This is a genomic window from Pseudomonas medicaginis, assembly GCF_965119365.1.
Classification (GTDB): Bacteria; Pseudomonadota; Gammaproteobacteria; order Pseudomonadales; family Pseudomonadaceae; genus Aquipseudomonas.
Window position 1 is genome coordinate 2,074,388 of sequence record NZ_OZ221631.1, and the last position, 16,494, is coordinate 2,090,881.

Below are 16,494 nucleotides of genomic sequence, written 5' to 3' on the forward strand. Positions count from 1 at the left end.
TTGCCTTGGGGCTGCTGCGCAACCTGGCGGGGATCAATCCCCTCGCCACAAAGACAGCAGCAGGCTCTGTTTCGTCATTTACTTTGGGCACGTTCTAACATGGCACGTCGAAGGCATCGTGAAGAACACGTCAACCATGAACGCTGGCTGGTTTCCTATGCCGACTTCATCACGCTGCTGTTCGCCTTTTTTGTGGTCATGTATTCGATTTCTTCGGTTAACGAAGGCAAATACAAAGTCATCTCCGAGGCGTTGATCGGTGTCTTCACCGATTCCGACCGGGCCCTCAAGCCTATCCCTATCGGCGAGGAGCGGCCCAAGACCACCACGCCGGCCAAACCCTTGGTCAAGGACAGCGAACAGGTCGAGGCGGGTATCGCCGGCAGCAGCGACCCATTGAAAAGCATCGCCGATGACATCAGTGCGGCCTTCGGCGACCTGATCAGTTCCAACCAGATGACCGTGCGCGGCAACGAGTTATGGGTCGAGATCGAGCTCAACTCCAGCCTGTTGTTCGGCAGCGGCGACGCCATGCCCAGCGACATGGCGTTCAACATCATCGATAAGGTCGCGGCGATCCTCAAGCCGTTCGACAACCCGATCCATGTCGAAGGCTTCACGGACGACCAGCCGATCCGTACCGCGCAATACCCGACCAACTGGGAGCTCTCCTCGGCCCGTTCGGCGAGCATCGTGCGCATGTTGGCAATGCAGGGGGTGAACCCCGGTCGCCTGGCTTCGGTGGGCTACGGTGAGTTCCAACCAGTGGCCAACAATGCCACGGCCGAGGGGCGTGCGCGCAACCGGCGGGTGGTGCTGGTGGTGTCGCGTAACCTCGATGTACGTCGCAGCCTGACCGGCACCGGTACGGCCAATGCAACTCCGGATGCGGCATTGAAGCGGGCTGGCACACAAACTGCACCGGCTCCGGTCAAGTCACCGGGAAGACAGAGTGCCGTCAATTCTCCGTCACCCGCTTTATAACCGAGCTATTTCTCGGTCGAGCCAGTTTCGGCCGGGAGGAACGATCCGAATGAGAGTCTGGGCAGTCGCCAATCAAAAAGGTGGTGTGGGCAAGACCACATCTTCCATCGCTTTAGCCGGGTTGCTGGCCGAGGCGGGCAAGCGCGTGGTCATCGTCGACCTGGACCCCCATGGCTCGATGACCAGCTATTTCGGCTACGATCCCGACAGCCTGGAGCACAGCAACTACGACCTGTTCCTGCACAAGGGCGTCGTGCCCGAGGGGCTGCCGGGGCAGTTGCTGTTGTCCACCAGCGACGAGCGGATTTCCCTGCTGCCGTCCAGCACCGCCCTGGCCACCCTGGAGCGACAGTCGCCGGGGCAGAGCGGCCTGGGCCTGGTGATCGCCAAGAGTCTGGCGCAACTGTGGCAGGATTTCGATTACGCGATCATCGACAGCCCGCCGCTGCTGGGGTTGCTGATGGTCAATGCCTTGGCAGCCAGCCAGCAATTGGTCATCCCCGTACAGACCGAGCACTTGGCGGTCAAGGGCCTGGAGCGCATGGTCAATACGCTGGCGATGGTCAACCGCTCGCGCAAGCAGACGCTGGCCTTCAACATCGTGCCGACCCTGTTCGACCGTCGCACCCAGGCGTCCCTGGGCACCCTGCGTGTGCTGCGGGACATGTACCCGGAGGACATCTGGCAAGGCTATATCCCCGTCGATACCCGCCTGCGCGATGCCAGTCGCGCCGGTGTGACCCCTTCGCAATTCGATGGCAAGAGCCGTGGCGTACTGGCCTACCGGGCGCTGCTCAAGCATCTGCTGGCCCAACAGCTTGTTCCGCAGCAGGTGGCTTAAGGTGACGAGGCTTTCCATTGACGTTGTGTTCGCTTGCGAACGCTCAAGTCCTACCGCATTCATGCCGATAACCTCTTCAAGTGGCGCACTGTTCCCATGAGCCGCCCGATAAAGACAACCTCGCGTCCGCAAATGGCCCTGCAGTCCTATCTGGATGGGCTGTTGCAGGAAGCGACCGAAGAATTGCCACCGCCGCCAAGCGTGATCGAGGCGTTGCCCGAGCACGTCCAAGCCGAGGGTGTGCTGGATGAGTTTCAAGCGGCCGTGCTCGAAGAGCAGGCCCGTGATGCACAGAAATCAGTGGTGGCTGCGGCGGTCGAAGCACCGTTCATCAAGCCTCAACTGGCGGTAATGGATGCTCCCGCGCCGATCCTGGCGCCGGTCTCGACCGTTGCCCCGTTGCTGCAGGGCCTGGTAACGCCGGTGGTGGAAGTCCACGTGCCGCCGAGCAGCCCACCGCCGCCGGTGCCGGGCGACGATCGTCCGGCCTGGGCTGCCGAGCCGTTCGAGTGTTTGTTGTTCGATGTGGCCGGGTTGACCCTGGCGGTGCCGCTGGTCTGCCTGGGATCGATCTACTCCCTGGCCGGGCAGGAACTGACGCCGTTGTTCGGCCAGCCGGAATGGTTCCTCGGGATCCTGCCGAGCCAGGCGGGCAACCTGAAGGTACTGGATACGGCGCGCTGGGTCATGCCGGACCGTTATCGCGACGACTTTCGCCAGGGTTTGCAATACGTGATTTCGGTACAAGGTTATGAGTGGGGGTTGGCGGTGCATCAGGTCAGCCGATCGCTGCGCCTGGACCCGAACGAGATCAAGTGGCGCAGCCATCGAGGGCAACGGCCATGGCTGGCGGGTACGGTGATCGAGCACATGTGTGCCTTGCTGGACGTTTCCGAACTGGCGGAGCTGATCGCCAGCGGCGGGGCAAAACACCTGGACGGCAGCAGAAAGCCGGTTCAGAAACCGAAATAAGACAACCGGCGGCACACAGTCGCCGGACAGAATACACGCCGCCACAGGCGGTTTTTCGAGGGGTCAGGGTATGAATGATAAGGCGTCGTCTCAAAAGGGTTCTGAAGATCCGATTCTGCAATGGGTGACCTTCAAGCTCGACAACGAAACCTACGGCATCAATGTGATGCGCGTTCAGGAAGTGCTGCGCTATACCGAGATCGCCCCGGTACCGGGTGCACCCAGCTATGTGCTGGGTATCATCAACCTGCGTGGCAACGTGGTCACCGTGATCGATACCCGTCAGCGCTTCGGCCTGATGAACGCCGAGATCAGCGACAACACCCGGATCGTCATCATCGAAGCCGACAAGCAAGTGGTTGGCATCATGGTCGACAGCGTCGCCGAGGTGGTTTACCTGCGCCAGTCGGAAATCGAGACCGCGCCGAACGTGGGTAACGAAGAATCCGCCAAGTTCATTCAAGGGGTGTGCAACAAGAACAACGAGTTGCTGATTCTGGTTGAACTGGACAAGATGATGAGCGAAGAAGAGTGGTCGGAACTGGAGAGTATCTGATTGATTCTTGAGGTAGCAGTCATTGTCCTGTTCCTTTTCTGGGCAGGCACGCTGGCGATGTTCTTGGCTTACATACGTGGCCAGCGGCAGATCGCCGCTCAGCAGGCCCAGGGCGATGCGCTGCGCGACCAGCGCATCAAGGACCTGGCCAAGCGCGTCGACGATTATCAGAACGGCACCGTGCGCATGGGCGAAGCGCTCCATGAGCTGCGTGCCGTGGTCGCGCCGTTGCCGGATAAACTCGCCCAGTTGGAACAGCGCGACCCCTCCAGCCTGTCCTTCGCCCAGGCCGCTCGCCTGGTGGGCATGGGCGCCAGCGTCGACGAACTGACCCAAGCCTGCGGCCTGACCCAGGCCGAGGCGGAGTTGATGAGCAAGCTACACCGGGGCGGCTGATCGCGTTCACCCCAATCCAATGCGGGAGCGAGCTTGCTCGCGATAGCGGTGTGTCAGTCAATATCGATGTTGGTTGGCAGGGCCCCATCGCGAGCGGGCTCGCTCCCACAGGTTTTGCCGGCGAACCAATCTTTCCAACCCAGCCCCTGTGGCGAGGGGATTCATCCCCGCTCGGGTGCGCAGCAGCCGCCAAGAAAATGGGGTCGCTGCTCAAGCTACAGCTCCCACAGGTTTTGCCGGCGAACCAATCTTTTCCGCCCAGCCCCTGTGGCGAGGGGATTTATCCCCGCTCGGGTGCGCAGCAGCCGCTTAAAAATGGAGTCGCTGCACAACCCAACGGGGATAGATCCCCTCGCCACCGATCAGTAGTCGTCGCCGCGGTCGGTCACATCCTTCTCGATACTCGGCGCGTTCGGGTCATAGCCCTGGGGGAATTTGCCCTTGAGGTTCCAGGCAAACGCGATGATCTCGGCAATCGTGCGGTACAGCTCTTCCGGGATGCTGTCTCCCAACTCCATCCGTGCCAGCAGCTTCACCAGCTCGGCGTTCTCATAGATCGGTACTTCGCTGTCCCGGGCGATTCGCAGGATTTCCTCGGCCAGGGCTTCGTCGCCCTTGGCGGTGAGGGTCGGGGCGTGGTGGCCGTCGTACTTGAGGGCGATGGCCTGGCGGGGTTCGGTGTGGGTCGTCATGCGGTTTCGTCCACCCAGCGTTGTTCCAGGCGAGTCTTGGGGCCTTGGGGCGGGGTTCCGAGGTGGCAGTCCAGGTCGCCGACGTTCAAGCCACAGGTTACAAGGCGCTCGCGCAAGGCGGTCAGGTTGCTTTCGATCAGGTTCGCGGTGTAGGGCCGTTCTGCCCACAACTGGCTGGACAGGCTGCCGCTGAGCAACTGGGCTTGAATCTGCAGCGGGCCGAGCGGTTCCATGTCGAACGCCAGTTCGACCCGCCAGAGCTGCTGTTTCGGCTCGCGTTCTTCCCGGCGTTCGTCCGGTTGCTCCCGGGGCGGGGTTTCCTCGCGCTGGAACTTGACCTGCAACGGCACGATGTCCTGCAGGTTGCGCATCGGGATCTCCAGTTGCCAGGTGCTCATCAGTCGACCGTCGTCGGTCAGGCCGGTCTGTTCCAGGCTCGACAACTGATGGCTTTGCAGGCGCGACACGGCAGCGGCGGCCAGGCGCAGCAGGTGTTCCAGATCGCCTTCTTCGTCCTGCTCTTTCAGCAGGCGCGAGGGTAGCGGAAAGCTGGTGGGCGGCGGCTTGGCGCTGACCTGGCCGAGCATCCCCAGAGCGCTGCGCACGAAATTGGGCAAGGCCTGGGCCAGTGTATTGGCGGCAATGATGGCGCCCAGGTTGGTGGAGGCGGGCAGGGCCGGGGTCAGTTGGGCAATCAGTTTCAGCAGGTCGCCCTTCATGTCCGGCGCCAGGCTCGGTGACTGTCCGGCGAGCAGTTTGCTTTCCAGGAACACACCGCTGGCAATCATGGCTTGGGCCAAGCCCTTGGGCGTGCTCAGCTGCTGGACATCCGGCAGGCCAGCCAGCAGGCGAGTCACCGCGGCGCGCAGCTCGGCGCCGGTGTCGTCCGTGGCCGGCAGGCTCTGCAGGGCGGTGATCAGGCTGTCCAGCGAGCCTTGGCGGCTCACCTGGGTGACCAGTTGCTGGCTCACCGCCAGTTGCTCCTGGCGGTTGCTCAGGGGAACGAATTTGAGCGTCTGGGCATCTTGCACCTGGGCGCTCAAGAGCGTGCCGATGCGCAGCGGTTGGGGGCTGTCGATGTCCAGGGTACTGCCGGCCTGGGCCGTGTTGAGCAGGCTCACCAACGACCGATAGACCGCCGGCTGTCCGGGCAATGAGGGCAGCGCCTGGCTGGTCAATACCTTGCCTTGCAGCAACGTGCCGACCGGCATCTGCGCCGTGTCGATGCGGGTCAGGGTGGCGACGCTGGAGGCGACGGCCTGTTGCACGGCAATCGTCAGGTTGCTGGCGGATGGCTGGGTCACGGCCAGGCTGGTGCCCTGGGGCAATGGCTGGGTGCTGGTGGCTTGTACGGTCGTCTGGCGGCCGCTCTCCAAGGTGACCTTGAGCAACAGCTGGAAGGTCTGGTCGGCTTGCTTGAGCGACAGCACTTCGGCCTGGGCGGTCTGGCCGGGGCCGATCAGGCCTGCGGCCGGCGCCAGCAATTTGAGCAACTCGCCCGTCACCGCTGGCATACGCGTCGTTGCCGTGGCCTGGGGCAGCGGCAGGATGTTCATGTCGTCTGTCATCTGCGGCTTTACCTTGGGGAAATAAGCGCTCTTGAGAGTAGGTTAGGGCATGTATAATGCCGCCGTCTTTCCGGGAGTGGCGAAAACCTTGCGATTGTTTGACGCAGCTCTGTGGAACAGGCCGTCAAAGCATCTATGCTGCACCTCTTTAACGGCCGCTGCACCGCCGACTTGAACCGTATAAGGCCCGCGATCCCTTGACCAGCCCTCTCCTGCAAACCGTCGGCCTCGCCTGTGAGCGAGACTTGCGGCTGCTTTTCGAAGATCTTGAATTGAGACTCTCGCCTGGCGATATGGTGCAGATCAGTGGCCCCAACGGTAGCGGCAAGACCAGCCTCTTGCGCCTGGTTGCCGGGTTGATGCAGCCCACCGCAGGCCACGTGTTGCTCAACGGCCAGCCCTTGCACAGCCAGCGCAGCGAACTGGCCCGCAACCTGCTCTGGATCGGCCATGCCGCGGGCATCAAGGACTTGCTGACCCCCGAAGAAAACCTCCGTTGGCTCTGTGCGCTGCATCGGCCCGCCGGACGCGAGGCGATCTGGCAGGCGTTGGCGGCGGTGGGGTTGCGCGGCTTCGAGGATGTGCCGAGCCACACCCTGTCCGCTGGGCAGCAGCGCCGCGTAGCCCTGGCCCGGCTGTACCTGGACGGCCCGCCGCTGTGGATCCTCGACGAGCCGTTCACCGCCCTGGACAAACAGGGCGTCGCGCAGCTCGAGGAACACCTGGCCCGGCACTGCGAACAGGGTGGCTTGGTGCTGTTGACCACCCACCACACGCTGGCGCGGATGCCGTCCGGTTATCGCAACATCGATTTGGGGAACTGGGCTGTATGAGTGTGTTTGGCCTGTTGCTGGCCCGTGAGGCGCGCCTGCTCTTTCGTCGTCCGGCCGAACTGGCCAACCCGCTGGTGTTCTTCGCCATTGTCATCGCGCTGTTCCCGTTGGCGGTCGGGCCGGAGACTCAATTGTTGCAAACCTTGTCTCCAGGGCTGGTCTGGGTGGCCGCGCTTTTATCGGTCCTGCTCTCGCTGGACGGGCTTTTCCGCAGTGATTTCGAAGACGGCTCACTGGAACAGTGGGTCCTTTCGTCGCACCCCCTGGCCCTTCTGGTTTTGGCCAAGGTACTGGCACACTGGGTTTTTTCCGGGCTGGCGCTGGTGCTGCTCTCGCCGCTGCTGGCAATGATGCTGGGGCTGCCCGGCGCGTGCATGCCGGTGCTGCTGGTGTCGCTGCTGCTGGGCACGCCGGTGCTGAGCCTGCTTGGTGCGGTGGGCGCGGCGTTGACGGTGGGCTTGAAGCGCGGCGGCCTGTTGTTGGCGCTGTTGATCCTGCCGTTGTACATACCGGTATTGATCCTCGGCAGTGGTGCTTTGCAAGCAGCGTTGCAAGGCATGCCCGCGACCGGTTATCTGCTGTGGCTTGGGAGCCTGACCGCCCTGGCGATAACCCTGACACCCTTTGCAATAGCCGCTGGCCTGAAAATCAGCGTCGGCGAATAATAATGAGGCCTGGTCAACCATTGACCACTTCTGCGGAAGTTAAGGCAGACCTGGCGGCTCGTGATGACGAGCCGCAACCGTGATGGAAACTGCAATGAACTGGACCTGGTTTCACAAGCTCGGCTCACCCAAGTGGTTCTACGGCATCAGTGGCAGACTGTTGCCCTGGTTGAGTATCGCCGCGCTGCTGCTGATTGGCATCGGCGTGGTCTGGGGCCTGGCCTTCGCCCCACCGGATTACCAGCAGGGCAACAGCTTCCGCATCATCTACATCCACGTTCCCACCGCGATGCTGGCCCAGTCCATCTACGTGATGCTGGCGGTGTGTGGCGTGGTCGGGCTGGTGTGGAAAATGAAGCTGGCCGACGTGGCCCTGCAATGCGCGGCGCCCATCGGCGCCTGGATGACCGCCGTGGCGCTGGTCACCGGGGCAATCTGGGGCAAGCCGACCTGGGGTTCGTGGTGGGTCTGGGATGCGCGACTGACGTCGATGCTGATCCTGCTGTTCCTGTACTTCGGTCTTATTGCGCTGGGCAACGCCATCAGCAATCGTGACAGTGCCGCCAAGGCCTGCGCGGTGCTGGCGATTGTCGGCGTGATCAATATCCCGATCATCAAATACTCGGTGGAGTGGTGGAACACCCTGCACCAGGGCGCGACCTTCACCCTCACGGAAAAACCGGCGATGCCCGTCGAGATGTGGCTGCCGCTATTGCTGACGGTGCTGGGCTTCTACTGTTTCTTCGGCGCGGTGTTGTTGCTGCGCATGCGCCTGGAAGTGCTCAAGCGCGAATCCCGGGCCAGTTGGGTGAAGGCCGAAGTACAGAACAGCCTGGAGGCCGCTCGATGAGTTTCGCTTCATTCGGCGATTTCCTCGCCATGGGCCATCATGGCCTGTATGTCTGGTCAGCCTATGGCATTTGCCTGGTGGTGCTGGCCCTCAACGTGGCGGTGCCGATCCTGGCCCGCAAGCGGTATCTGCAACAAGAGGCGCGTCGTCTGCGCCGGGAGAATGGTCAGTGAATCCGCTGCGTAAAAAACGTCTTGTCATCATTCTGGCGATCCTGGTGGGTGTCGGTGCCGCGGTCGGCCTGGCCCTGAGCGCCTTGCAGCAGAACATCAACCTGTTCTACACCCCAACCCAGATCGCCAATGGCGAAGCGCCGAAAGACACGCGCATCCGTGCCGGTGGCATGGTGGAGCAGGGTTCGCTGGTGCGTTCCGGGGATTCGCTGGACGTGAAATTCAATGTCACCGACTTCAACAAGACCGTGACCATCACCTATCGCGGCATCCTCCCTGACCTGTTCCGCGAAGGGCAGGGCATCGTCGCCCTGGGCAAGCTCAACGCCGATGGCGTGGTGGTGGCCGACGAAGTGCTGGCCAAGCACGACGAAAAGTACATGCCGCCGGAAGTGACCAAGGCCCTGAAAGACAGCGGTCAATCGGCGCCCGCTCCCGTGAAGGAGGGCTGATCGATGACGTCTGGTATCTTTATTCCCGAGCTGGGCCACCTGGCGATGATCCTGGCCCTGTGTTTTTCCCTGGTACAGGCCGTGGTGCCCATGTTGGGCGCCTGGCGCGGCGACCGCTTGTGGATGAGCCTGGCCCAGCCGGCGGCGTGGGGGCAATTCGCCTTCATGCTGTTCGCCTTCGGTTGCCTGACCTATGCGTTCATGGTCGACGACTTTTCCGTGGAATACGTTGCCGGCAACTCCAACAGCGCCTTGCCCTGGTACTACAAGTTCAGCGCCGTGTGGGGCGCCCACGAGGGCTCGCTGTTGCTCTGGGCGTTGATCCTCGCTGGCTGGACCTTCGCGGTCTCGGTCTTTTCCCGGCAGTTGCCCCAGGTGATGCTGGCCCGGGTGCTGGCGGTGATGGGCATGATCAGCACCGGTTTCCTGCTGTTCCTGATCGTCACGTCCAACCCGTTCAAGCGCATCCTGCCGCAGATGCCGATGGATGGCCGTGACCTCAACCCATTGCTGCAGGACATCGGCCTGATCGTTCACCCGCCGATGCTCTACATGGGCTACGTCGGTTTTTCCGTGGCCTTCGCCTTCGCCATCGCCGCGTTGCTCGGCGGTCGTCTCGACGCTGCCTGGGCACGCTGGTCGCGCCCGTGGACCATCGTCGCCTGGGCGTTCCTTGGCATCGGTATCACCCTGGGGTCGTGGTGGGCCTACTACGAGCTCGGCTGGGGTGGCTGGTGGTTCTGGGACCCGGTGGAAAACGCCTCGTTCATGCCCTGGTTGGTGGGCACGGCGCTGATCCATTCCCTGGCGGTCACGGAAAAGCGCGGTGTGTTCAAGAGCTGGACCGTTCTGCTGGCCATCGCGGCGTTCTCCCTGAGCCTGCTGGGGACGTTCCTGGTGCGTTCCGGCGTGCTGACGTCGGTGCACGCCTTCGCCTCGGACCCTGAGCGCGGCGTGTTCATCCTGATGTTCCTGCTGTTCGTCGTCGGCGGCTCGCTGACGCTGTTCGCCCTGCGTGCGCCGGTGGTCAAGAGCCAGGTCGGCTTCAACCTCTGGTCACGGGAAACCCTGTTGCTGGGCAACAACCTGGTGCTGGTGGTAGCCGCGTCGATGATCCTGCTGGGGACGTTGTATCCGCTGGTGCTCGATGCGCTGTCTGGCGCCAAGCTGTCCGTCGGCCCGCCGTACTTCAACGCACTGTTCATCCCGCTGATGGCAATCCTGATGGTGGTGATGGCCATCGGTGTGCTGGTGCGCTGGAAAGACACCCCGGTCAAGTGGCTGCTGGGCATGTTGACTCCGGTGCTGCTGGGCACGGCCGCCCTGGCCGTGGTGGCCGGCGTGGCCTACGGCGACTTCAACTGGGCGGTGCTGGCGACGTTCGTGCTGGCAGCCTGGGTGTTGCTGGCCGGTGTCCGGGACATTTTCGACAAGACCCGCCACAAAGGCCTGATCAAGGGCTTGCCAACCCTGACCCGCAGTTATTGGGGCATGCAGGTCGCCCACCTGGGCATCGCCGTCTGCGCCCTGGGCGTGGTGCTGTCCAGCCAGAACAGCGCCGAGCGCGACCTGCGCCTGGCGCCGGGCGAGTCCATGGACCTGGGCGGTTATCAGTTCGTCTTCGAGGGCGCCAAGCATTTCGAAGGGCCGAACTTCACATCCGACAAGGGCACTGTGCGGGTCATTCGCAACGGCCAGGAAATCACCGTGCTGCATCCGGAAAAACGCCTCTACACCGTGCAGAACTCGGTCATGACCGAGGCCGGGATCGATGCCGGTTTCACCCGCGACCTCTACGTGGCGCTGGGCGAGTCCCTGGGCGACGGCGCGTGGGCGGTGCGGGTCCATGTCAAGCCGTTCGTGCGCTGGATCTGGTTCGGTGGCTTGCTCACCGGCCTGGGCGGGGTGCTGGCGGCGCTGGATCGGCGTTATCGGGTCAAGGTGAAAACCCGGGTGCGTGAAGCCCTGGGCGTGACGGGAGCCACTGCATGAAACGTTGGTTGATGATATTGCCGCTGGCGCTGTTCCTGTTGATGGCGGTGTTTTTGTACCGGGGGCTGTACTTGAATCCGAGTGAATTGCCCTCGGCGATGATCGGCAAGCCGTTCCCGGAGTTTTCCCTGCCCTCGGTGCAAGGCGACAAGACCCTCACCCGCGCCGACCTGCTGGGCAAGCCGGCGCTGGTGAACGTGTGGGGCACCTGGTGCATCTCCTGCCGGGTCGAACACCCGGTGCTGAACAAGCTGGCCCAGAACGGCGTGGTGATCTACGGCGTCAATTACAAGGACGTCAATGCCGACGCCTTGAAGTGGCTGGCCGAGTTCCACAATCCGTATCAATTGGACATTCGTGACGAAGACGGCTCCCTGGGCCTGAACCTGGGTGTCTATGGCGCGCCGGAAACCTTCTTCATCGATGCCAAGGGCGTGATCCGCGACAAGTTCGTCGGGGTGATCGACGAACAGGTCTGGCGCGAGAAACTGGCCGCCAAGTACCAGGCCCTGGTGGACGAGGCCAAGCCATGAAGCGCTGGTTAGCCGCTGCCATCCTGGGGGTGAGCCTGGTCGGTGTGGCCCAGGCCGCCATCGACACCTACGAATTCGCCAACGACGGCGAGCGCGAGCGGTTTCGCGAACTGACCAAGGAACTGCGCTGCCCCAAGTGCCAGAACCAGGACATTGCCGACTCCAATGCCCCGATTGCCGCCGACCTGCGCAAGGAAATCTTCCGCATGCTCGGCGAGGGCAAGGACAACCAGCAGATCATCGACTTCATGGTCGATCGCTACGGTGAGTTCGTGCGCTACAACCCCGCCCTGTCCTCCAAGACCGCGCTGCTCTGGTTCGGCCCCGCCGGGCTGTTGCTCGGCGGCTTCGTGATCATCGCGGTGATCGTGCGTCGGCGCCGTGTCCAGCGCACGGCCGCCCCGGACACGCTTTCTGTCGAAGAGCGCCAGCGCCTCGACCAACTGTTGGATAAAACCAAGCATGATTGATTTCTGGCTCGCCGCAGGTCTGCTTCTCCTGGTTGCCCTGAGTTTTCTATTGATCCCTGTACTGCGTGGTCGTCTTGCTCAACGCGAGGAGGACCGCACCGCGCTCAACGTGGCGCTGTATCAGGAGCGTGTGGCCGAACTGCAGGCCGAGCGGGAAGAGGGCGTGCTCAACGCCGCGCAACTGGACACCGGTCGCGCCGAAGCCGCCCGTGAACTGCTCGCCGACACCGAGGGCGCCGATGCGCCACGCGAATCCCGGTTGGGCAAGCCGTTGCCGTTGCTCGCTGCCGTACTGGTGCCGGTATTGGGCCTGGCGCTGTACCTGCATTTCGGTGCCAGTGACAAGGTCGAGCTGACCCGTGAGTTCGCCCAGGCGCCGCAGTCGATGGAAGAGATGACCCTGCGCCTGGAACGCGCGGTGGCCGCGCAGCCGGACTCGGCCGAAGGCCTGTATTTCCTCGGGCGTACCTACATGGCCCAGGATCGGCCCGCGGACGCGGCGAAGATCTTCGAGCGCACCGTCGCGGTGGCCGGTCGTCAACCGGAACTGCTGGGCCAGTGGGCCCAGGCGCAGTATTTCGCCGATGGCAAGAAGTGGTCGGATAAAGTCCAGGCCTTGACCGACGAAGCGCTGAAGCTCGATCCGAAGGAGGTCACCAGCCTCGGACTGTTGGGAATCGCTGCGTTTGAAGGCGAGCGCTATCAGGACGCGATCGATTACTGGGGACGCCTGCTCGCAGAATTGCCGGAAGGCGACAAGTCCCGCGAGGCCCTGCAAGGTGGCATTACCCGTGCCACCGAGAAGCTGCAAGCCAGCGGCGGTAAAGTCGCCCAGGCCCCGGTGGCCAAGACCGGGGCACTGCTCAAGGTGCGCGTCGACCTGGCGCCGGCACTCAAGGCCAAGGTGCAGCCGGGTGACAGTGTGTTCATTTTCGCCCGCGCTGTTTCCGGTCCGCCGGCGCCGTTGGCCGCCAAGCGCCTGACGGTGGCCGATCTGCCGGTCACGGTAGAGCTGGGCGATGCGGACGCCATGATGCCGCAGTTGAAACTGTCGAACTTCCCCGAAGTCCAACTGATGGCGCGCATCTCCCGGGCCGGTCAGCCGACGGCCGGTGAGTGGGTCGGCCGCAGCCAGCCCTTGGCCAGCAGCACCACGGCGCAGCAGCAATTGACCATCGACAGCCCGGACAAATAACAGGAATTCGCACCATGACCGCCATCGCTCGTATCACCCTGCTCACGCTCGTCATGGGCCTGAGCGCTTGTGCGGTCCAGCGTCCGTCGGAGCCTTCGGCGCCGCTGCCACCGATTCCACCCTCGACCCCGACCACCAAGCCCGCCCCGTCCACGCCTCCAGGCAAGCCGGTCATCCCGAACAAGCCGGCCAAGCCACTGCCGCGCACCTCCGCCAGTTTTGCCCCGCCACCGGGTGGCAACAGCCATTGGGACGCCAAGCTGGGGGTCTATGTGCTGGACAACCAGACCAACACCTTCTATCGCCAGCGTACCTACTACCGCTGGAACAACGGCTGGAGTCGCTCCGTCAGCCCGAACGGCCCGTGGGAGGACACCACCATCGAAGGCGTGCCGGCGGGGCTTGGGCGGCAGTTTCATTGACAATGATCGTTTTCACACTGGACTGGAAGTGATCGGCAACCCTGTGGCGAGGGGATTCATCCCCGCCGGGCTGCGCAGCAGCCCCCAAACCAGGCCACTCGGTGTGCCAGGAAGATTGAGTTAACAGCCTAGGGCTGCTGCGCAACCCAGCGGGGATGAATCCCCTCGCCACAACGGCATTCGGCCCAAGCGCTTCAGCAGGCTGGGATTTTTGTGTTTCTGAATATTCTTTGAACGAAATTTTCACCCGATCTTGCGGACAATTCCCCGCGCTCATATCGCCGCCGGTTATTTAATGGCAATGCCATGACCGTTCGTGCAACATCTGCGCACTCGCGCAAGCCCCGAGGCCAGTCTTTGGTCAACAGAGGGCGCGCCGTTGTTTCTTTTTGTCACTCCAATTCCGATAGGGTCCTTAAACGACATGGCAATCCCGGACGCCCTGAGTCAGCAGCGTACTACGCATCGCCTGCTGCAACCGACCGTCAAATCGCACCTGGCCTACACGTTACTTTGTGCCTTGGTGATGATGGTCATGTTCAGCCTGCTGCGCGTGGCGCTGCTGGTCTATAACCGCGAGATGATCCTCGACACGCCGGCTTCGACCTTCGTTGAAGCCTTCGTCAACGGCCTGCGTTTCGACTTACGCCTGGTGGTCTACCTCTGCATCCCTTTATTGCTGGCGTTGTTCAGCGCAAGGGCCATGGCGGCCCGTGGGTTCTTTCGTTTCTGGCTGACTGTCACTTCCAGCATCGCGCTGTTCCTGGGCTTGATGGAGATGGATTTCTACCGTGAATTCCACCAGCGCCTCAACGGCCTGGTCTTCCAGTATGTAAAGGAAGACCCGAAAACCGTGATGAGCATGCTCTGGTACGGTTTTCCGGTGGTGCGCTACCTGCTGGCCTGGGCGGTCGGCACTATTATCTTGAGCCTGGCGTTCAAGGGGGCCGACCGTGCCACTCGCCCGCGTGGGCCTTTCAGCGGCGGTAGCATCGGCGCGCGTCAGATCGCTCCGTGGTACGGGCGTATCGCCGTGTTCATGGTGTGTCTGCTGGTGGCCGTGACCGCTGCGCGCGGTACCCTGCGCCAAGGTCCGCCCCTGCGTTGGGGCGATGTCTACACCACCGATTCGAACTTCGCCAACCAGTTGGGCCTCAATGGCACCTTGTCGCTGGTGGCGGCGGCCAAGAGCCGGATGTCCGAAGACCGTGACAACATTTGGAAAGCCACCGTCGAGCAACCGCTGGCACAGCAGACCGTGCGCGACATGCTGGTGATGCCTGACGACAAGCTCGTGGACACCGAGACGGCCGCTGTGCGCCGCGACTATACGCCGCCGGCGGACAAGACCCTGCCGATCAAGAATGTGGTCGTGATTCTCATGGAAAGCATGGCCGGTCACTCGGTGGGCGCCCTGGGCGCGCCGGGCAACATCACGCCTTATCTGGACAAGCTGTCCAAGGAAGGCCTGCTGTTCGACCGTTTCTTCTCCAACGGCACCCACACCCACCAGGGCATGTTCGCCACCATGGCGTGCTTCCCGAACCTGCCGGGTTTCGAATACCTGATGCAGACGCCGGAGGGCAGCCACAAACTGTCGGGCCTGCCGCAACTGCTCAGTGCCCGTGACTACGACGACGTGTATGTCTACAACGGCGATTTTGCCTGGGACAACCAGTCGGGTTTCTTCAGCAGCCAGGGCATGACCACATTCATCGGGCGTAACGATTTCGTGAACCCGGTGTTCTCCGACCCGACCTGGGGCGTGTCCGACCAGGACATGTTCGACCGTGGCCTGATCGAGCTCAAGGCGCGGGAAAACGGCAAGCCGTTCTATGCCTTGCTGCAAACCCTGTCAAACCACACGCCCTATGCGTTGCCGACGCCGTTGCCGGTCGAGCCGGTTACCGACCGTGGCAGCCTCAACGAACACTTGACCGCCATGCGTTATTCCGACTGGGCGCTGGGCCAGTTCTTCGAGAAGGCCCGCAAGGAGCCTTACTTCAAGGAAACCCTGTTCGTGGTGGTGGGCGACCATGGCTTTGGCAACGAGCGCCAGATCACTGAAATGGACTTGGGCCGCTTCAACGTGCCGATGCTGTTGATCGGCCCGGGTGTCCAGGAAAAGTTCGGCCAGCGCAACCACACCGTGGGCACCCAGGTCGACATCGTGCCGACCATCATGGGCCGGCTCGGTGGGCAAGTGCGTCACCAGTGCTGGGGCCGTGACTTGCTGAACCTGCCGGAAGGCGACACGGGTTTTGGCGTGATCAAACCGTCGGGCAGCGATCAGACCACCGCGATCATTCATGGTGACACAATGCTGATGCTGCCAAAGGAAATGCCGCCGAAGATGTACCGCTATGAACTGGGCGCCACCCCCCGTGCGCAAGTCATCCCGGATGCGCCGGAGGCTGCCGAGATGAAGCTCAAGCTTGAATCATTCCTGCAAACCGCGACCAAGAGCCTGCTGGATAACACCGCCGGCGTCGTTGACGGCAAGCCGGACTGATAAACGGCGAGCATAAAAAAGAGGCCTGCAAGGGCCTCTTTTTTTTGCACTTACTTAGGGGTTTATATCTTGCCCAGTAATAGCAGGACCAACAGCACCACCAACACGACACCAATGATACCGGATGGACCGTAGCCCCAACTTCTGGAGTGCGGGAAGACCGGAAGACCACCGATCAGCAGGAGGATCAGGATGATGATAAGTATTGTGCCCATTGTAGATTTCCTTATTGGTCAGTTCTGGAGTGATGCAACTTCCAACTACCAGCACGCATGCGTTAAATCCGGGCGGCTTAATAAGTCCGACCGTAGCGCTCCATGGAAAATTCAAAGTTTTTTAATATCACCAATGGCTAGTTGCCTGAGGACCCGATAACCCTGGTCCGGTG

At 62.4% G+C, this 16,494-nt stretch carries 19 protein-coding genes; 16 read left to right on the forward strand and 3 right to left on the reverse strand.

Features of this window, described 5'->3' with window-relative positions; all coding sequences use genetic code 11:
* Window positions 1–99 precede the first annotated feature (99 nt).
* The 5 genes from motD (at window position 100) to ACMTA2_RS09165 (ending at window position 3,749) form a co-directional block, all read left to right on the forward strand.
* A complete protein-coding gene (motD, locus tag ACMTA2_RS09145; RefSeq protein ID WP_192259475.1) occupies window positions 100–984 on the forward strand; it encodes a flagellar motor protein MotD in 885 nt (294 codons plus the stop codon).
* 49 nt (window positions 985–1,033) lie between these two features.
* On the forward strand, window positions 1,034–1,825 hold the full coding sequence (locus ACMTA2_RS09150; protein ID WP_053120309.1) for a ParA family protein: 792 nt from the start codon (window positions 1,034–1,036) through the stop codon (window positions 1,823–1,825).
* 96 nt (window positions 1,826–1,921) lie between these two features.
* Window positions 1,922–2,797 (forward strand): CheW domain-containing protein, encoded by an 876-nt coding sequence (locus ACMTA2_RS09155; protein WP_413794588.1) that lies wholly within the window; start codon window positions 1,922–1,924, stop codon window positions 2,795–2,797.
* A 70-nt stretch (window positions 2,798–2,867) separates the two neighbouring features.
* Window positions 2,868–3,353: a chemotaxis protein CheW gene (locus ACMTA2_RS09160; protein WP_003199144.1), complete on the forward strand. Its 486-nt coding sequence runs from the start codon at window positions 2,868–2,870 to the stop codon at window positions 3,351–3,353.
* Window positions 3,354–3,749 (forward strand): DUF2802 domain-containing protein, encoded by a 396-nt coding sequence (locus ACMTA2_RS09165; RefSeq protein ID WP_060738629.1) that lies wholly within the window; start codon window positions 3,354–3,356, stop codon window positions 3,747–3,749.
* A gap of 362 nt (window positions 3,750–4,111) precedes the next feature.
* Here the strand turns inward: ACMTA2_RS09165 and ACMTA2_RS09170 are convergent, their stop codons facing one another.
* Together ACMTA2_RS09170 and fliK are read right to left on the reverse strand one after the other, a co-directional pair.
* The gene (locus ACMTA2_RS09170) at window positions 4,112–4,441 is read right to left on the reverse strand and encodes an EscU/YscU/HrcU family type III secretion system export apparatus switch protein (protein WP_413794589.1); all 330 of its coding nucleotides are present in this window, start codon (window positions 4,439–4,441) and stop codon (window positions 4,112–4,114) included.
* A complete protein-coding gene (gene fliK, locus ACMTA2_RS09175) occupies window positions 4,438–6,009 on the reverse strand; it encodes a flagellar hook-length control protein FliK (RefSeq protein ID WP_413794590.1) in 1,572 nt (523 codons plus the stop codon). The genes ACMTA2_RS09170 and fliK overlap by 4 nt, the downstream gene beginning before the upstream one ends.
* Before the next feature lie 197 nt (window positions 6,010–6,206).
* Here fliK and ccmA point away from each other — a divergent pair, with 197 nt between their 5' ends.
* The 11 genes from ccmA (at window position 6,207) to ACMTA2_RS09230 (ending at window position 16,106) form a co-directional block, all read left to right on the forward strand.
* Window positions 6,207–6,842 (forward strand): cytochrome c biogenesis heme-transporting ATPase CcmA, encoded by a 636-nt coding sequence (ccmA, locus tag ACMTA2_RS09180; protein ID WP_413794591.1) that lies wholly within the window; start codon window positions 6,207–6,209, stop codon window positions 6,840–6,842.
* Window positions 6,839–7,507 carry a heme exporter protein CcmB gene (gene ccmB / locus ACMTA2_RS09185; RefSeq protein WP_003199151.1) on the forward strand — a complete coding sequence of 223 codons (669 nt, stop codon included), beginning with the start codon at window positions 6,839–6,841 and terminating at the stop codon, window positions 7,505–7,507. The genes ccmA and ccmB overlap by 4 nt, the downstream gene beginning before the upstream one ends.
* 94 nt (window positions 7,508–7,601) lie before the next feature.
* Window positions 7,602–8,357 carry a heme ABC transporter permease gene (locus ACMTA2_RS09190; protein WP_413794592.1) on the forward strand — a complete coding sequence of 252 codons (756 nt, stop codon included), beginning with the start codon at window positions 7,602–7,604 and terminating at the stop codon, window positions 8,355–8,357.
* Window positions 8,354–8,530, forward strand: coding sequence for a heme exporter protein CcmD (gene ccmD, locus ACMTA2_RS09195; RefSeq protein ID WP_003199159.1), 177 nt, complete (start codon window positions 8,354–8,356; stop codon window positions 8,528–8,530). The genes ACMTA2_RS09190 and ccmD overlap by 4 nt, the downstream gene beginning before the upstream one ends.
* Complete coding sequence (ccmE, locus tag ACMTA2_RS09200) at window positions 8,527–8,982, forward strand: cytochrome c maturation protein CcmE (protein WP_039593064.1); 456 nt, start codon at window positions 8,527–8,529, stop codon at window positions 8,980–8,982. Before ccmD ends, ccmE begins: the two co-directional genes overlap by 4 nt.
* A gap of 3 nt (window positions 8,983–8,985) precedes the next feature.
* Window positions 8,986–10,974 (forward strand): heme lyase CcmF/NrfE family subunit, encoded by a 1,989-nt coding sequence (locus ACMTA2_RS09205; RefSeq protein ID WP_413794593.1) that lies wholly within the window; start codon window positions 8,986–8,988, stop codon window positions 10,972–10,974.
* Window positions 10,971–11,507: a DsbE family thiol:disulfide interchange protein gene (locus ACMTA2_RS09210; protein ID WP_413794594.1), complete on the forward strand. Its 537-nt coding sequence runs from the start codon at window positions 10,971–10,973 to the stop codon at window positions 11,505–11,507. Before ACMTA2_RS09205 ends, ACMTA2_RS09210 begins: the two co-directional genes overlap by 4 nt.
* The gene (locus tag ACMTA2_RS09215) at window positions 11,504–11,977 is read left to right on the forward strand and encodes a cytochrome c-type biogenesis protein (protein ID WP_413794595.1); all 474 of its coding nucleotides are present in this window, start codon (window positions 11,504–11,506) and stop codon (window positions 11,975–11,977) included. The genes ACMTA2_RS09210 and ACMTA2_RS09215 overlap by 4 nt, the downstream gene beginning before the upstream one ends.
* A complete protein-coding gene (gene ccmI / locus ACMTA2_RS09220) occupies window positions 11,970–13,172 on the forward strand; it encodes a c-type cytochrome biogenesis protein CcmI (protein WP_413794596.1) in 1,203 nt (400 codons plus the stop codon). Before ACMTA2_RS09215 ends, ccmI begins: the two co-directional genes overlap by 8 nt.
* 14 nt (window positions 13,173–13,186) lie before the next feature.
* Window positions 13,187–13,594: a hypothetical protein gene (locus ACMTA2_RS09225; RefSeq protein ID WP_057448499.1), complete on the forward strand. Its 408-nt coding sequence runs from the start codon at window positions 13,187–13,189 to the stop codon at window positions 13,592–13,594.
* A gap of 424 nt (window positions 13,595–14,018) precedes the next feature.
* Window positions 14,019–16,106: an LTA synthase family protein gene (locus ACMTA2_RS09230; RefSeq protein ID WP_413794597.1), complete on the forward strand. Its 2,088-nt coding sequence runs from the start codon at window positions 14,019–14,021 to the stop codon at window positions 16,104–16,106.
* A 62-nt stretch (window positions 16,107–16,168) separates the two neighbouring features.
* On the opposite strand, the gene ACMTA2_RS09235 is transcribed toward ACMTA2_RS09230, so the two are convergent.
* Window positions 16,169–16,321 carry a DUF3309 family protein gene (locus ACMTA2_RS09235; protein WP_003183939.1) on the reverse strand — a complete coding sequence of 51 codons (153 nt, stop codon included), beginning with the start codon at window positions 16,319–16,321 and terminating at the stop codon, window positions 16,169–16,171.
* Window positions 16,322–16,494 lie beyond the last annotated feature (173 nt).

Coding starts and splice junctions, on each gene's coding strand:
- ACMTA2_RS09235 (WP_003183939.1), bottom strand. CDS start 16,321: ATGGGCACAATACTTATCATCATCCTGATCCTCCTGCTGATCGGTGGT.
- ccmI (WP_413794596.1), top strand. CDS start 11,970: ATGATTGATTTCTGGCTCGCCGCAGGTCTGCTTCTCCTGGTTGCCCTG.
- ACMTA2_RS09230 (WP_413794597.1), top strand. CDS start 14,019: ATGGCAATCCCGGACGCCCTGAGTCAGCAGCGTACTACGCATCGCCTG.
- ccmD (WP_003199159.1), top strand. CDS start 8,354: ATGAGTTTCGCTTCATTCGGCGATTTCCTCGCCATGGGCCATCATGGC.
- ACMTA2_RS09210 (WP_413794594.1), top strand. CDS start 10,971: ATGAAACGTTGGTTGATGATATTGCCGCTGGCGCTGTTCCTGTTGATG.
- ACMTA2_RS09215 (WP_413794595.1), top strand. CDS start 11,504: ATGAAGCGCTGGTTAGCCGCTGCCATCCTGGGGGTGAGCCTGGTCGGT.
- ACMTA2_RS09160 (WP_003199144.1), top strand. CDS start 2,868: ATGAATGATAAGGCGTCGTCTCAAAAGGGTTCTGAAGATCCGATTCTG.
- ACMTA2_RS09205 (WP_413794593.1), top strand. CDS start 8,986: ATGACGTCTGGTATCTTTATTCCCGAGCTGGGCCACCTGGCGATGATC.
- fliK (WP_413794590.1), bottom strand. CDS start 6,009: ATGACAGACGACATGAACATCCTGCCGCTGCCCCAGGCCACGGCAACG.
- ACMTA2_RS09150 (WP_053120309.1), top strand. CDS start 1,034: ATGAGAGTCTGGGCAGTCGCCAATCAAAAAGGTGGTGTGGGCAAGACC.
- ACMTA2_RS09170 (WP_413794589.1), bottom strand. CDS start 4,441: ATGACGACCCACACCGAACCCCGCCAGGCCATCGCCCTCAAGTACGAC.
- ACMTA2_RS09155 (WP_413794588.1), top strand. CDS start 1,922: ATGAGCCGCCCGATAAAGACAACCTCGCGTCCGCAAATGGCCCTGCAG.
- motD (WP_192259475.1), top strand. CDS start 100: ATGGCACGTCGAAGGCATCGTGAAGAACACGTCAACCATGAACGCTGG.
- ACMTA2_RS09225 (WP_057448499.1), top strand. CDS start 13,187: ATGACCGCCATCGCTCGTATCACCCTGCTCACGCTCGTCATGGGCCTG.
- ACMTA2_RS09190 (WP_413794592.1), top strand. CDS start 7,602: ATGAACTGGACCTGGTTTCACAAGCTCGGCTCACCCAAGTGGTTCTAC.
- ccmB (WP_003199151.1), top strand. CDS start 6,839: ATGAGTGTGTTTGGCCTGTTGCTGGCCCGTGAGGCGCGCCTGCTCTTT.